At 52.5% G+C, this 14119-nt stretch carries 15 protein-coding genes and 1 other RNA gene; 6 read left to right on the top strand and 10 right to left on the bottom strand.

Translation table 11 applies throughout. From position 1 onward, the window contains the following. Positions 1–26: 26 nt before the first annotated feature. Both dnaK and grpE read right to left on the bottom strand, forming a co-directional pair. Complete coding sequence (gene dnaK, locus MLE19_RS16580; RefSeq protein WP_035562671.1) at positions 27–1961, bottom strand: molecular chaperone DnaK; 1935 nt, start codon at positions 1959–1961, stop codon at positions 27–29. Positions 1962–2119: 158 nt separating this feature from the next. Then, entirely contained in the window at positions 2120–2761 is a 642-nt protein-coding gene (grpE, locus tag MLE19_RS16575) for a nucleotide exchange factor GrpE (RefSeq protein ID WP_240719241.1), read from the bottom strand. 212 nt (positions 2762–2973) lie between these two features. Between grpE and recN the strand changes: the two genes are divergently transcribed. Further along, entirely contained in the window at positions 2974–4647 is a 1674-nt protein-coding gene (recN, locus tag MLE19_RS16570) for a DNA repair protein RecN (protein WP_240719240.1), read from the top strand. 141 nt (positions 4648–4788) lie between these two features. On the opposite strand, the gene fur is transcribed toward recN, so the two are convergent. Further along, positions 4789–5241 (bottom strand): ferric iron uptake transcriptional regulator, encoded by a 453-nt coding sequence (fur, locus tag MLE19_RS16565; protein WP_007111850.1) that lies wholly within the window; start codon positions 5239–5241, stop codon positions 4789–4791. A 72-nt stretch (positions 5242–5313) separates the two neighbouring features. On the opposite strand from fur, the gene MLE19_RS16560 reads away from it, so the two are divergent. Then, on the top strand, positions 5314–5772 hold the full coding sequence (locus tag MLE19_RS16560; RefSeq protein ID WP_240719239.1) for an outer membrane protein assembly factor BamE: 459 nt from the start codon (positions 5314–5316) through the stop codon (positions 5770–5772). A 5-nt stretch (positions 5773–5777) separates the two neighbouring features. Here MLE19_RS16560 and MLE19_RS16555 read toward each other — a convergent pair whose 3' ends face one another. After that, complete coding sequence (locus MLE19_RS16555; RefSeq protein WP_240719238.1) at positions 5778–6095, bottom strand: RnfH family protein; 318 nt, start codon at positions 6093–6095, stop codon at positions 5778–5780. Further along, on the bottom strand, positions 6085–6519 hold the full coding sequence (locus MLE19_RS16550; protein ID WP_240719237.1) for a type II toxin-antitoxin system RatA family toxin: 435 nt from the start codon (positions 6517–6519) through the stop codon (positions 6085–6087). Before MLE19_RS16550 ends, MLE19_RS16555 begins: the two co-directional genes overlap by 11 nt. A 125-nt stretch (positions 6520–6644) precedes the next feature. Here MLE19_RS16550 and smpB point away from each other — a divergent pair, with 125 nt between their 5' ends. The 3 genes from smpB to MLE19_RS16535 all read left to right on the top strand — a co-directional run bounded on the left by smpB (position 6645) and on the right by MLE19_RS16535 (position 8680). Continuing rightward, positions 6645–7136, top strand: coding sequence for an SsrA-binding protein SmpB (smpB, locus tag MLE19_RS16545; RefSeq protein ID WP_240719236.1), 492 nt, complete (start codon positions 6645–6647; stop codon positions 7134–7136). Positions 7137–7181: 45 nt separating this feature from the next. Continuing rightward, positions 7182–7562: a transfer-messenger RNA gene (ssrA, locus tag MLE19_RS16540) on the top strand. Between the two features lie 410 nt (positions 7563–7972). Continuing rightward, entirely contained in the window at positions 7973–8680 is a 708-nt protein-coding gene (locus tag MLE19_RS16535) for a hypothetical protein (RefSeq protein ID WP_240719235.1), read from the top strand. Positions 8681–8883: 203 nt separating this feature from the next. Here the strand turns inward: MLE19_RS16535 and MLE19_RS16530 are convergent, their stop codons facing one another. Next, positions 8884–9678, bottom strand: coding sequence for a carbon-nitrogen hydrolase family protein (locus tag MLE19_RS16530; RefSeq protein WP_240719234.1), 795 nt, complete (start codon positions 9676–9678; stop codon positions 8884–8886). 106 nt (positions 9679–9784) lie between these two features. Next, positions 9785–11161: an APC family permease gene (locus MLE19_RS16525; protein WP_240719233.1), complete on the bottom strand. Its 1377-nt coding sequence runs from the start codon at positions 11159–11161 to the stop codon at positions 9785–9787. Between the two features lie 260 nt (positions 11162–11421). Here MLE19_RS16525 and MLE19_RS16520 point away from each other — a divergent pair, with 260 nt between their 5' ends. After that, the gene (locus tag MLE19_RS16520) at positions 11422–12228 is read left to right on the top strand and encodes a helix-turn-helix domain-containing protein (protein WP_240719232.1); all 807 of its coding nucleotides are present in this window, start codon (positions 11422–11424) and stop codon (positions 12226–12228) included. 76 nt (positions 12229–12304) lie between these two features. Here MLE19_RS16520 and MLE19_RS16515 read toward each other — a convergent pair whose 3' ends face one another. The 3 genes from MLE19_RS16515 to MLE19_RS16505 all read right to left on the bottom strand — a co-directional run bounded on the left by MLE19_RS16515 (position 12305) and on the right by MLE19_RS16505 (position 14006). Further along, positions 12305–12703 carry a lysozyme inhibitor LprI family protein gene (locus tag MLE19_RS16515; RefSeq protein ID WP_240719231.1) on the bottom strand — a complete coding sequence of 133 codons (399 nt, stop codon included), beginning with the start codon at positions 12701–12703 and terminating at the stop codon, positions 12305–12307. 145 nt (positions 12704–12848) lie between these two features. Continuing rightward, a complete protein-coding gene (locus tag MLE19_RS16510; RefSeq protein ID WP_240719230.1) occupies positions 12849–13544 on the bottom strand; it encodes a metal-binding protein ZinT in 696 nt (231 codons plus the stop codon). Between the two features lie 255 nt (positions 13545–13799). Further along, positions 13800–14006, bottom strand: a complete 207-nt coding sequence (locus tag MLE19_RS16505; protein ID WP_007111857.1) for a cold-shock protein — start codon at positions 14004–14006, stop codon at positions 13800–13802. Positions 14007–14119: the final 113 nt, after the last annotated feature.

Below are 14119 nucleotides of genomic sequence, written 5' to 3'. Positions count from 1 at the left end.
CCGCTTTCCTTGGCAGAAAGAGGTTATTACTGCTTTTTCTGATCGTCGTTGACTTCTTCGTACTCGGCGTCAACCACGTCATCTTCCGGCTTGGAACCTGTGCTTTCGGCACCTTCGCCGCCCTCTTGCTGAGCCGCTTCTGCCTGCTCGGCGTACATCTTCTGGGCTAGCTGGCCAGAGGCTTCGGTCAATGCATCCAGTTTCTTCTGAATGTTATCGACGTCATCACCCTTAACTGCTTCTTCCAGCTCGCTGATAGCCGTCTCAATCGCCTGCTTCTCGTCGTCAGTGGCTTTGTCACCAGCCTCTTCCACCGTTTTGCGCGTGGCGTGAATCATGCCGTCAGCTTGGTTGCGCAGCTGCACCAGCTCTTCGAACTTCTTATCTTCTTCGGCGTGAGCTTCGGCATCGCGCACCATCTGCTCGACTTCTTCCTCGGACAGGCCGCTAGACGCCTTGATGACAATCGACTGCTCTTTGCCAGTGGCCTTGTCTTTCGCCGATACGTTCAGAATACCGTTGGCATCCAGGTCGAAGGCGACTTCGATCTGCGGCACGCCGCGCGGTGCAGGCGGAATGTCAGCAAGATCAAAACGACCCAGCGACTTATTCTGCGACACTTGCTTACGCTCGCCCTGAACGGCGTGAATGGTCACGGCCGTCTGGTTGTCATCCGCCGTTGAGAAGGTTTGTGTCTTCTTGGTCGGGATGGTGGTGTTCTTGTCGATCAGCGGCGTCATCACGCCACCCAAGGTTTCGATACCCAGGGTTAGCGGAGTAACGTCGAGCAGCAGAACGTCCTTAACGTCGCCGCCCAGTACGCCGCCCTGAATCGCTGCACCAACGGCAACCGCTTCGTCCGGGTTAACGTCTTTACGTGCTTCTTTACCGAAGAAGTCAGCCGCTTTCTTCTGAACCATCGGCATACGTGTCTGGCCACCGACCAGGATCACTTCGTCGATTTCAGAAGCAGATAGGCCTGCATCTTTCAGGGCCATTTTGCACGGCTCGAGCGAGCGCTGAACCAGCTCTTCTACCAGCGATTCCAGCTTGGCGCGTGTCACCTTAACGTTAAGGTGCTTCGGGCCAGTGTTGTCGGCAGTGATGTAAGGCAGGTTCACATCGGTCTGCTGGGCGCTAGAGAGCTCAATTTTGGCTTTTTCAGCGGCTTCTTTCAGACGCTGCATAGCGAGGTTGTCGCCAGACAGATCAATACCACTATCAGACTTGAACTGGTCTACCAGGTAGTTGATCAGCGCCAAATCGAAATCTTCGCCGCCCAGGAAGGTGTCGCCGTTAGTGGCCAACACTTCAAACTGAGTTTCGCCGTCAACGTCAGCAATTTCGATAATTGAGATATCGAAGGTACCGCCACCCAGGTCATATACCGCGATGGTCTTGTCGCCGCGCGATTTGTCCATACCGTAGGCCAGTGCGGCAGCGGTTGGCTCGTTGATGATGCGCTTAACGTCTAGACCTGCGATGCGACCGGCATCTTTCGTGGCCTGACGCTGGCTGTCGTTGAAGTAGGCCGGCACGGTGATAACGGCTTCAGTGACCGTCTCGCCCAAATAGTCTTCGGCGGTTTTCTTCATTTTCTTCAGCACTTCCGCGCTTACCTGCGGCGGTGCCATTTTTTTGCCTTTTACTTCAACCCAAGCGTCGCCATTGTCGGCTTCGGTGATTTTGTACGGCACCATCTTGATGTCTTTCTGAACAACGTCATCTTTAAAACGACGGCCAATCAGACGCTTGATGGCGTACAGGGTGTTTTCTGGGTTCGTAACCGCTTGGCGTTTAGCCGCCTGGCCGACCAGCGTTTCGCCATCATCGGTATAAGCGATGATAGAAGGCGTCGTACGGCCGCCTTCGGCGTTTTCAATGACTTTAGCGCTGTCACCATCAAGCACGGCCACACAAGAGTTAGTGGTGCCCAGGTCGATACCAATTATACGTCCCATAGCGATACCTCGAATTCGGTTGTTACAAAACTGAAAATTTAGCTTTTTAAGCTTGTCTGCGGGTTTCCCCGCGGGGTTGCCCTTTATTTGGGGGCCGCAGCTGACATTTCAAGGGCTTTTTTTCACACACTTTTTTCAAACTCTGTGCTGCCAGTGGCTTAATCGGCTTTTTTACTGACGACGACCATGGCCGGGCGCACTAAACGTCCGTTGAGCAAATAGCCTTTCTGCATAACGTCCATCACGGTGTTGGGATCAAGATCCGGGTTAGGCACCATGGTCATGGCTTCGTGAACTTGAGGGTCGAAGGGCTCGCCATGTGGCTCAATGCTTTCTACCCCGAATTTATTGAGCACATCCAGCTGCATCTTCAAGGTCATGGAAACGCCTTCACGATGAACGTCCGAGGCACCCTCTTCCATGGTCTCTAGCGCTTTTTCCAGGCTATCAACGACCGGCAGCAGCTCCTTAACAAACTTTTCAAGCGCAAACTTGCGCGCTTTTTCGGCTTCCTGCTCTGCACGACGGCGCACATTTTGTGCTTCTGCGGCGGCGCGCAGGGCTTGATCTTTAGCGTCGGCCAAGCTCTGCTCTAACTCGCCCACTTGGGCTGCGAGCATTTCCGCTTCGGGGTTATCGACGCTGCCTTCTAACGGCTCTTCGTCATTGATCAACCCTTCCAGCTCGCCTTCCATCAAGCGCTCTTCAGCGGCTTGCTCCGCCGCCTGCTCGGCGCCATCCGCTTCTTGCTCGTGGCGGGCCAGCTCATCATCCATTGGTGTTTGCGGTTCTTTCGCCATGTTGTGCTCCTAAAAAGTAGGGCGCTGCCACCTGGGGCGACGCGCAAAGAAGTAAGCCTTTAAATCCTTCGCTTTAACTAACGATGTTGGCTATATGGGGGCCATAAATGCCATCTCAAGAGGTGCATTGAAGTGAGTTATTAACTACTGTATAAATCAACAACTATTGGATAAGTATCCAGCTTCAGTGCTGTACCGCCTCAGGAGGCGCCATGCTTACTCAGCTAGCTATTCAAGATTTCGCCATTGTCGACCACTTGGAACTCGACCTAACCGGCGGTATGACTGCGATTACCGGGGAGACCGGCGCGGGCAAATCGATTCTGTTAGGCGCTCTTGGGCTCTGCCTTGGTGAGCGTGCCGACGCCGGTAGCGTGCGCCACGGCCGCGAGCGCACGGATCTCTCCGCACGATTCGATATTCAGCATCTGCCTGCCGCCATTAAGTGGCTAACGGCCCGGGAGCTGCCGACCGAGGAGTGCTTGCTGCGCCGAGTGGTCACCGCTAATGGCCGCTCCAAAGCGTGGATCAACGGCCACCCCGCGACTATTTCAGACCTCAAATCCCTCGGCGAGCAGTTGATTCAAATTCATGGTCAGCATGCGCATCACGCCTTAATGCGTGAAGAGACACATCTAGCGCTGCTAGATGATTACGCAGGATTAAGTAACGCCACCACTCAATTAGCCGAAACCTTCCGTGAGTGGCGCACTGCGCGCCGCCAATTGAAGAGGCTAAGTGAAGAAGGCAGTGAAGTAGAGGCTAAACGGCAGTTACTGCGTTATCAGGTTGAAGAGCTGGATCAACTTGCGTTAGCGGAGGGCGAATTAGCCACGCTAGAAGAGGAGCAGCATACCCTCGCCCATGCGGAAGAGACACTGCGCGAAACGCAGTTTGCCGCAGACTGCTGCGCCAGCGATGAAGGCGGCGCGCTCTCATTACTCAACCAGGCCTTCGCCCATCTAAGCGCCTTGCCAGGTAGCGATAAAGGCATGCTGGCGAACACGCTGTCCATGTTGAGCGATGCGCGCATTCAAGTGGAAGAGGCCTCCAGCGAGCTCAACCGACTCGCCAGCACCACTGAATTAGACCCTGAGCGTCTTGCCTGGGTGGAAGAGCGCATGACCGATGTTCATCGGATTGCGCGTAAGCATCATGTTGCCCCTGAAGAACTATGCGCCTTGCATGCCGATCTTCAGCGGGAAGTCGCGCAATTAGAAGAGGGTGGCAATGACCTGGAGGCGCTCAGTGCGCGGGTCGTTGAACTACGCGAAAGCTACCGCCAAGAAGCGAAAAAACTCAGCGAAAGCCGTCAAAAAGCCGCGCTTCGTTTGGGCAAAGAAGTGCAGCAACAGCTGGGCTTTTTGGCCATGGGCAAAGCCCGCTTTGAAGTGGAAGTCACTGCGAAAGAAACTCCCTCTCCGGAAGGCTTGGATCGCGTGCAATTTTTGATCAGCGCCAACCCCGGCCAGCCCGCGCGGCCATTGACCAAAGTAGCCTCCGGCGGCGAACTATCGCGGATTAGCTTGGCGATTCAAGTGGTCGCGGCGACGCACTCAACGGTGCCTAGCCTAGTGTTTGATGAAGTGGACGTAGGTATCTCGGGCGCCACCGCAGAGATCGTTGGCCAACTGCTGCGCAAGCTAGGTGAAAATGGCCAGGTAATGACGGTGACTCACCTACCGCAAGTGGCGGCCCAGGCGCACCAGCACCTGCATATCGAGAAACAGGCGAAGCGCGACACCACGCTGACTCAGATGGCGCTGCTCGACGAGCAGGGCCGCATCAGCGAACTGGCACGTATGCTGGGCGGCGTGACGCTTTCCGACCAAACCCTCGCCCATGCCCGGGAAATGCTGCATGCAAGCCAGCGCCCGCCGCACTGAGCCGGGGGAAGCTTTAAGACGCTTTGCGCAGTAAAACAAAACGCCCTTGATGACTTGGCAAATTCGCTTTATCTCGAATTATGCCAAGTACATCAAGGGCGTTCATCTTCCCAAGCCGCGAATATTGTCTATTCACGTAGGTTATTTCTTATTCGTTGGCCCGCTGTCTTGACGCGTGACATCGGAACCACGCGGACGGACATAAAGCACTAGCGCATGATCCACTAACTCATAGCCATGCTCTTCAGCAATTTCTTGCTGACGTCGCTCAATGATTTCATCAACGAACTCAATGATCTCACCGCTTTCCAGGCACACCATATGATCATGGTGATCCTCTTGGGTCATCTCAAATACTGCGTGGCCACCGTCAAAGTTATGACGAATAACCAAGCCCGCCGACTCAAATTGAGTTAGCACGCGGTACACAGTCGCTAGGCCAACATCTTCGCCCGCATCAATCAGTGTTTTGTACACTTCTTCCGCGCTAAGGTGGTGCTGACCCGAAACATTTTCGAGAATTTGAAGTATCTTGACGCGCGGCAGGGTCACTTTTAGACCGGCTTTGCGCAATTCATGGTTCTGATCGGCCATGGTCGCTCTTCGCAGTAACAGGTTAGGTCGGGTATGATCAACCGAAACCACGATAGTGAAGAATAGGCCCAAATGCAAAAATTGACTCGAATCATCACGCTTTCCGTTGCCCTTACCGTTGTTAGTGGCTGCAGCTACGTTGGCGTGTACAAGCGCGATATCCCCCAAGGCAACCTGGTCAATCAGGAGATGGTTAGCCAACTTCAACCCGGCATGTCTAAGGAGCAAGTCACTTATGTGATGGGTAGGCCGCTGTTAGAGGCGCCCTTTGATGCAAGCCAGTGGGACTATGTGTTTCGTTTAGACAAGGCGTACGGCGATGTTGAACAGCGCCGCGTTACGCTCACTTTCGACCCCCAGGGTCGCTTGGCAAATATTGAACAGCAGGGAGATCTATCTTCTGACCTGCCGTTCGAAAGCGATGACGGCATGGGGCCTGCGACAGAGGGCACAAACCCAATGGATTCGTTAACAGACGAAAACATGCAGCTACAGGCACCGTCACGCACACAGCCCGTTTCACAGCCTTAAGCAACTTACCTTCCTGGTTCGCTCGCTTGGCGCTTAGCGCGCTCTAAGCGAGCGACTTTCGGGTCAATTGCCAACGGCCGGTAAACTTCTACCCGATCCCCTTCGCGCAACGGCTGCGTGTCGGGGTCGCGTAATGCTTTACCAAAAATCCCCAGCGTTGCCTGAGTAAATGTCTCCTCAGGTAGTTCAGGGAATAGTGACGGCAAATCTGCCAAGGCAACGGCCTGGCGCGCAGTGGTGCCCTCAGGCACGCTTAGAGCTACTATGCGCTGTTTAGAGGGCAACGCATAGGCCACTTCAACTGCTAGCGGCTCAGCGGCCATACAGCTCATTTGCGCGTTTTGTGAAGGCATCAACCAGCTGCCCGGCTATTTGCTGAAAAATCTTGCCGAAAGCCATTCCAAGCAGCCGATTAGCGAACTCGAACTCCATTTCTAAACTGACCTTACAGGCCCCCTCCCCCATGGGGGTAAACAGCCAGCGACCTTTAAGGCGTTTGAAGGGGCCTTTTACGAGCGATAGCTCTATACGCTCAGGCGCAAACAGGTCGTTGCGTGTGGTAATGGTTTGCTCGACGCCGGCGCGGCCAAGGGTCATTTCACCAATGAGATGCACCTCATCATGCTCAATCAAGCGCGCATGACGGCAACCTGGCAAAAACTCCGGGTAGCGTTCGAAGTCGTTAACCAAATCGAACATTTTCTGGGGGGTGTGCCGCACCAAGGCGGAACGATTGACGGTTGGCATTGACCTCTCCGCTGACTTCACAGTGCCCAAAGCGTATCATGGGGAATATTTTTCATACTCTAAATGGTATCACGCCTCCCCAAATAACGAAGGGGATGCCACTGACAGATTAATTATGAGGTTTCATGGCCACTAAGAAAGGTAACAGCAAGGGCCCAGGTAGCAGCGTCATTGCCCAGAATAAGAAGGCACGTTTTGAGTACCATATCGACGAAACCTTCGAGGCGGGGCTATCGCTTGCTGGCTGGGAAGTGAAGAGCATGCGCGCCGGTAAAGCCCAGCTCACCGACACCTATATTTTAGTGCGCAACGGCGAAGCGTTTCTGCTGGGCAGCCATGTCATGCCGCTTAATACAGCGAGCACCCATGAGATTGCCGACCCTACGCGCACTCGTAAACTGCTGCTTCATCGTAAAGAGATCGCCAAAATCTTTTCGATCACTCAGGACAAAGGCCACACCTGTGTGCCCCTGAAACTTTATTGGAAACGCAATAAAGTGAAGTGTGAGCTAGCGCTAGTGACCGGTAAACAGCTGCATGACAAACGCGCCACGGAAAAAGATCGCGATTGGAACCGTCAAAAAGGTCGAATCATGCGGGAACATACCAAGGCTTAACTGGTCAATTGGCGGTGAGCACGTTAGAATACTCACCTGTAATAAGGGGGCGACATGGTTTCGACGCCGGTGACAATCCTTGCGGTGCATGCCGAGAGCGTGATGTATCTCGTAAATCCCACATCACGAAAAAATAGTCGCAAATGACGAAAACTACGCTCAAGGCGCGCTAGCAGCTTAAACACTGTTAGCTTCTTGTCTGGCCCCAAGGTGATGTGCCTATTCATCACTGCGGGGATATGAGCTAAAGCTGATAGGACCGCGGTTGGTGGTGTCTTCTCGCCAACCGTTAAACTTTAGAAGGCTCGCGTAGCTGAATCCTGACCGTCGGAGTCAGTCGCGCTAAACTAAATGACGGAATCTAAGCATGTAGAGCCAATAGGCGCGTGCTGGCGGACGCGGGTTCAATTCCCGCCGCCTCCACCACCTTACTATACAAATCAAGCACCTACAGGTGCTTTTTTTGTTTTCTGATCCTAAATACCTACTCAAGCTAAAAATCGCTTGATATTGTTATGATGGGAGATGAATGACTAGTTTTTTTTCAATAATCAATACTTTTTCAGCATCTTGAGTCCAAAGCCATGGCTAAGGAGTAAACCAGCACACCAAAAGCACCCCATCAGCCCGCCATTCCAACACATCAGCAGCCTCTTAATACCAGCCACTCGGACGCATCAAGGCACCAGCTGGGTATCGTTATCCTTATGACAATTTGGGAGCTGAACTACTGGGAATAGCCCAGGAAACGCGCTGAAGCCACTGCTTTCTTCAAATTAGGCTAAAAGCGTCTTACGCTTAAAGCCAATGAACATAGCAATGGGCAGTTGAGCACCATGAGTGTAAAAACGACGTTAAAAGAATTTGTCAGCATCCTGGACAAAGCCTGGGAAGGTAAGCGAGCTGCTCAAATGGTTCAGTTCGTTCTCTATCTGGATCTGGCAATGATTTTTGCTGGTCTCATGGGGCTAGCAGAATGGGATAGTAGAAACACACCCATCCTCAGTAATTTAAACTTTGTGGTCATCGTGCTCGCTTCATTCACGGTCTGGGCAGCGTTCTTAACGCCTATGGCAAGCATAGTTTTTAGGGCTTTCATTCTTGAGGTACCGGGCCTCTTTCGCTTGACCCCCTCTGCAAGCCAAGAGCAGCCAAAGGGTTATGTGCATATTGCTTATTATGGAAAAATTGCCTATAAGCGGAATGATCCACACATGATTGACTACTATCTAATGCGCCAAAAACGGGCGCGCGATTCAGAGGCAGAGCAAAGACGGTCGGGCAATATCCTGTTCGGTACTGCCTTAATCATTCTGTTCAACTCTTTTCCGAACATTATCGGTATTGAAACGACGTCTACTTTGCTACAAGAAGTAATGGCGTTTATGGGTCTCGAAGTCTATATAGCAATAGGTCTTCTACTAATTCTATTCTTTTGGCGGGCAACGACGGCAGCATGGTTTGGCGTGCCACTTACGTACATCGAACAACCAGAACTCTTTCGACAGCAACAAGAAGGGGCTCAAGCAGAAAGCAAAGAATAGCCTCCCTACCCACGCGACTAGCACCCTTATGCTCAACAGCCGACCCCGATGCAAGCTTGGGAAGAATCAACTTTTACCGCTGGTTGGATTAACTGATCAGCTATCGGAACAATTAACTTATCGCAGGCAATAGCCATCCACCTGGTTGATGGCATATTTGCACAGTATGGGAATGACGCGGGGTTGGAGAGAGTGGAGGCAGCTTAACGCCTTTCCCTCCACTTTCGCGGGTCAATGTGGCCTTCATACATCGGTAGTTCCAGCACAGGGTCGTCAGCCCGAAACTGAGACCACATCCGGTTCAAACCCGCAGTGCCGAAGGTACGCACCCGCTCGACCTCATCCAGGTTGAGCACATCAGTCAGGATGCCCGAGGTGGCGCCAGGCATTCGCGCGCGGATGCGGCCTTCGGGGTCAACGATCAGGCTCTGTCCTTCCCCAGAAGGCGTGGCCGCGTTGGCGCTGACCATATACACCTGGTTGAAAATCGCATTGGCCTGCACAAGGATCTGCTCCTGGGCGCGATCGCAGGTGGTGGTGGCCACTTGGTTGATGATCACCTCTGCCCCCAGCCACGCTAGCTGACGCACCATCTCAGGAAACCAGATGTCGTAGCAGATTGCCAGGCCGACCCGGCCTATGCCTGGCACCTCGAACACTTCAAAGCGATCTCCCGGCTGATACGGCTCGTAAGGCCGCCAGGGGAAACACTTCCGGTAGGCGGCTACGCGCTCACCTTCGGGCGAATACACCGGCGCGGTGTTGTACAGATGCCCGTCCTCACCCCGTTCGCATACCGTGCCGGGCAGCAGCCATACTCCCAGGTTGCGGGCGACACGTGACAAGTGCTGGTGACGGGTGCCATCGATCGGCTCAGCCGCGGCTTCCAGTTGCTCTTTTCGCTGCTCCGGCGTACCCGTGGCACCACATAGATGGAGCTCCGGATAAACCACCATCCTTGGCTGTTCAAAATCGGCACCGAAGTCGCTCAGGTGCACCGCCAGCGCGGCCTCGAAGTCCAGCAGTTCGGAGTCAATGCCGTGCGGCCGCGAGGCTTCCTGCACCACAAGGAGAGGCAAATTTCTGGACATAGTGAATCTCCGTTTAAAGGGTCGCTTTTACCGAGGCGGGCGCTGACTCGGGGTCTGATTCATCAAAGGCCACTTCCGGCGGCTCGCGACGGAAGAATCGGGTCAGGTAGGCCAGCTGCGCGAGACCGATGGACAGCCAGATCAGCCCAAGAATAAAGGCGTTGATATCCAGCTTACTCATCAGCCAAAGGTTAACCAGAGCACCGATAAGCGGCACCACCATCCCTCTAATCACACCATACTGGCGCTTTGCGTCGGCGTCTTTGCTCACCAGAAAGATCACTGACAGGTTAACCATCGTGAAGGCGATGAAGGCACCGAAGTTGATGAACGAGGCGGCTGATAACACATCAAGAAACAAAGCGATAATGCCTATAGCGCCCGTTAATACGATGTTGAACACCGGCGTATGGAAGCGCGAGTGCAGCGCACCGAACAGCTTAGGTGGCAGCACCGCGTCCCGCCCCATTGCAAACAGCAACCGAGAGGCACTTGCTTGGGCGGCCAGGCCAGAGGTGAACTGGGCGAGCACCATACCGGCCAGAAAGATAGCGCCGAAGAGATTCGCACCGATGGTGGTGGCAATCTCAAAGGCAGCGGAGTCAGAGTTTACGAAACTGCTGCCCGGGTGAACCAGCTGGGTCGTGTAGCCCACTAGTACGTAAATACCGCCGCCGATCAGCGCAGTGAACATAATGGCCTTGGGAATATTACGCTTTGGGTCGATGGTTTCTTCGGTTAGTGTGGTGACGGCATCAAAGCCAAGGAAAGAGTAAGCGGCCACCGCTGCCCCCGCAGCAATCGCGGTGAAACCAGCCTCTTCACCCAAGAACGGTCCCAGGCTAAAAAGCGAATCGGTGCCACCGGTCGCAAATACGTGACGAATTGAAAGCAGTACGAAGAACGCGATCACCAGTATTTGGAAGACCATCAGCAACGAGTTCACTTTGGACGCAAGCTTGATGCCGTAGATATTCAAGAAAGTGGTGATACCGATGAAGCCGAGCAGGAATATCCAGCTCGGTACTTCAGGAAAGCGCGCGTTCAAATAAGCCGCGCCGATTAACCAAATCACCATGGGCAGGAAGAAATAATCCAGCAGCACGCTCCATCCCACCATAAAGCCAACGCGCGAATCGATGGCTCTGCGTGCGTATGTATAGGCAGACCCGGCTACCGGATAAGTGCGCGCCATAATGCCGTAGCTGTAGGCCGTGAATAGCATGGCAACGGTCGTGATGAGGTAAGCAGTGGGCACGGCGCCATTGCTCGTGCTGGCAATTACCCCGAAGGTGCCCAGCACGATCAATGGCGTCATGTAGGCTAGGCCAAACAGCACCACGGCTTTTAGGGATAGTGTTCTTTCCAGTTTGATATTGTTATCCGTCATGATCCATCTCCAGGAAACGTTGGAACCGACAGCGACCAATCGCTTAGTCGGCACAAAACGAAGAGGTGGTTGATCAAGCCAGCCACCGAAGCTAGACCAGCTTGCTACCATTAATGATCGGCTAATAACCCTTCGTTGCTGGCGTTACAACTATCCAGCTAGACTGAGATGTTTAGTAGCCGACCTCTTTAGAACGGTATTGGCAGCTCATCGGATCGTATATAACCCTAGCGTGGTATGGACTTGCGGATGTGTAAGCAGTGACTCAAAGCGAAAATGACGAGGCGATGGCCGATACCATCATGGCCTTGGGAACGCCTGAATTGCCTCAACACTTCTCTAGATGGGTGAAACGACTCGCGGCCTTCGATAACCTTATAATCATCGCTTATCACGGCGAACACCGACCAGCGGTCCTCTATCGAGAATATACCGACCCTGTCGTCTACCTACCGATGGATAGCCAATATCTAGGGGGAGATTACCTGCTGGATCCGTTTTACCGGGAGCACCTCAGAGGCGAGGTGCAGGGTATACGTCGATTGAAGGACATAGCGCCCGATCACTTTCGACGCACGCATTATTATAAGAATTACTACCAGCAGACCACACTACTCGACGAGGTAGCGGTTTTTGCCAACGTCACCGAGAGTGACACTATAACCGCCTGTTTTGGTAGGGATCGCTCAAGTGGCAAGCCTTTCAATAAGCGTGAACTTGAGAACCTGCATCACTACGAAAACATCCTCAGCTCGCTACTGAAAAAGCATTGGCAAGATTACCGCTTTGAAGGTGTGAGTAAAGCGGCGCCAGCGCCTCTAGAGGAACGCCTTAGAGAAGCATTGAATCAGCAACACAGTATTCGGCTGAGCCCACGCCAAGCAGAAGTGGCCCTGTTTATTTTAAGAGGCCACTCATCTCTATCCATCAGCCTTCACCTGGATGTCAGCCTCCAGACGGTTAAGGTCTTCCGTCGCCAGCTCTATGCCAAGTGCTGCATTTCGTCTCAGGCGGAACTCTTTGCGCTACTGATGCCGCTGTTTGCTCGGCTGGCCGAGAATAGATGACGAATCGTCTTAGCAGGCTTGTAAGAGCTAAAAATTAATGATTTAAAGCCGCTAATCGCCGAGTCAAAGAACACTTTCAGAGCGGGCAACTAAGATCGTCCTCTTCACATTCAGCATGCTCACGTAGCGTTTCCGTTCGTGCTTCTGTCAGTACTTCAAGGCAGCTGTTACGGATCATTGGCTGCGCACTGCCGCCTTCAACAGCGCTACTTTCGAACGCACACTCGGCATCGCGAAAACCGATCCACGCCCGCTGAGCGGTTCTAAGCTTTTCCAGTGAAGCAGAGTTGCTGCTTAATTGATCCACCAGTACCTGATAAGCCTCATTGAGCTTATCGTCAGCCGATTGGTAAGCCTGAGCCGAGCATTCGGTTAGCTCAGCCTGTGTCGTAGCACTATCACAGGTATCGCCCGCCTGGGCAAAGCTGCATAAAGCCAACAACCCCATACCCATAAAAATCGAAGACAAACGCATAACGCATGACCCTATTTGATTTGGTAAAAATATGGAAAGAGTACAGCCGCTCTACTCTAAACCCCATCTTAACAGTGCCAATAACAGCAAAACGCTGGCATGATAGCCAGCGCTTTTTCAATCATTAAAGTATGCTTATTACTGTTTAGTGGGCCAGCATCTCTTCAGCAATGTCTTCGCCACTTAGTTCTGACGCGTAATAGGTCGGCCAGTTAGTCACTTCTTCTAACAGCGCTTCACGATCATTGCCCCAATAAAGGTGGTAGTGGTCTGCGTCAGTTGGGTAAATACTGTGATCGCTGAACTGAAGATACTGAGGAAGATCGTCAGCCCCCTCGCCTTCGAGCTCATAAATAAAGCGAACACCCCGGTTGCCCGCCTCGTAATTTAAAATCTCGTAGCCATCGTACTGATAGTCACCTGATATCTCTTCGCCGTTCGCAAAGAAAGTGACGTTGCTGCCGTCGATAACGATACGATCTACATCCGTTTCATATCCTATCTCGTAATACGCTTTGTACTCTTCGGCGGTTTTATCGCCATTCTCTGCCTTATCAGCAAACACTTCATCTAGCGTTCCATCTTGTAGGTACGGATAGACGGATTGCCAATCACCTTCCCAGTCTGAAAGTGAGCGATCCTCGATCTGCTCATCCTCAAAATAACCCGAATAGATATCGCTGTCGTGATCGTGATCGTGATCGTGATGAGCATGATCGTGATTATGGCTGTGGTCATGGTCATCAGCACTGGCGTATTGAGCACCTGTCAGTAGTAAAGCACTGAACGCGAACGCACTGACCCCTTTAAGCGGCGATACCATCATTTTAATCTCTCCCATGTTTCTTTCTCCCTTCTTGAATTAACAGCACCATAAAAAGATACAATATAACATATCAATTAATCAAGCTGATTAATAAGGGAATATAGGGGGATTGCTAGGAAGAGAGGTAACCGATGGGGTAGCGGCGCCTTACAGCAGGCGCATCAATGATGACATAGGTGTTTTTTAAAAGCACAAACGCATCGGACCCCGCCTAAGCGGAGCCCGATCATCGAATCTAAAGCGATTCGAGAACTTAATTAATCACTAGGATTAAGAAAGAAGCTTAATGTTTGATGCTTGAAGGCCTTTCTGACCTTGGGTAACGTCAAAAGAGACGTTAGCGCCTTCAGGCAGAGTTTTGAAGCCATCAGACTGAATTTCAGAAAAATGAGCAAAAACGTCGTCGCTGCCGTCAGACGGTGCGATGAAGCCAAAACCTTTAGAATCGTTGAACCACTTAACTGTGCCAGTTGCCATGATATAAATCCTTTTCGCTAATCGCGAATTGTAAAATTCCTGGTATTACCCAGATAAATAGTGAGTAGAACAAGGAATACAATTACAGACTACCGAAAGAATTCGAATGTTTC

Origin of the sequence: Vreelandella neptunia (genome assembly GCF_022489065.1) — a bacterium.
In the GTDB taxonomy this organism is placed as follows: domain Bacteria; phylum Pseudomonadota; class Gammaproteobacteria; order Pseudomonadales; family Halomonadaceae; genus Vreelandella; species Vreelandella neptunia_A.
This window is presented reverse-complemented; position numbering and strand designations above follow the sequence as displayed.

Coding starts and splice junctions, on each gene's coding strand:
- dnaK (WP_035562671.1), bottom strand. CDS start 1,961: ATGGGACGTATAATTGGTATCGACCTGGGCACCACTAACTCTTGTGTG.
- MLE19_RS16515 (WP_240719231.1), bottom strand. CDS start 12,703: ATGCGTTTGTCTTCGATTTTTATGGGTATGGGGTTGTTGGCTTTATGC.
- MLE19_RS16505 (WP_007111857.1), bottom strand. CDS start 14,006: ATGGCAACTGGCACAGTTAAGTGGTTCAACGATTCTAAAGGTTTTGGC.
- grpE (WP_240719241.1), bottom strand. CDS start 2,761: ATGGCGAAAGAACCGCAAACACCAATGGATGATGAGCTGGCCCGCCAC.
- MLE19_RS16560 (WP_240719239.1), top strand. CDS start 5,314: ATGCAAAAATTGACTCGAATCATCACGCTTTCCGTTGCCCTTACCGTT.
- MLE19_RS16550 (WP_240719237.1), bottom strand. CDS start 6,519: ATGCCAACCGTCAATCGTTCCGCCTTGGTGCGGCACACCCCCCAGAAA.
- recN (WP_240719240.1), top strand. CDS start 2,974: ATGCTTACTCAGCTAGCTATTCAAGATTTCGCCATTGTCGACCACTTG.
- MLE19_RS16535 (WP_240719235.1), top strand. CDS start 7,973: ATGAGTGTAAAAACGACGTTAAAAGAATTTGTCAGCATCCTGGACAAA.
- MLE19_RS16525 (WP_240719233.1), bottom strand. CDS start 11,161: ATGACGGATAACAATATCAAACTGGAAAGAACACTATCCCTAAAAGCC.
- MLE19_RS16555 (WP_240719238.1), bottom strand. CDS start 6,095: ATGGCCGCTGAGCCGCTAGCAGTTGAAGTGGCCTATGCGTTGCCCTCT.
- MLE19_RS16510 (WP_240719230.1), bottom strand. CDS start 13,544: ATGGGAGAGATTAAAATGATGGTATCGCCGCTTAAAGGGGTCAGTGCG.
- fur (WP_007111850.1), bottom strand. CDS start 5,241: ATGGCCGATCAGAACCATGAATTGCGCAAAGCCGGTCTAAAAGTGACC.
- smpB (WP_240719236.1), top strand. CDS start 6,645: ATGGCCACTAAGAAAGGTAACAGCAAGGGCCCAGGTAGCAGCGTCATT.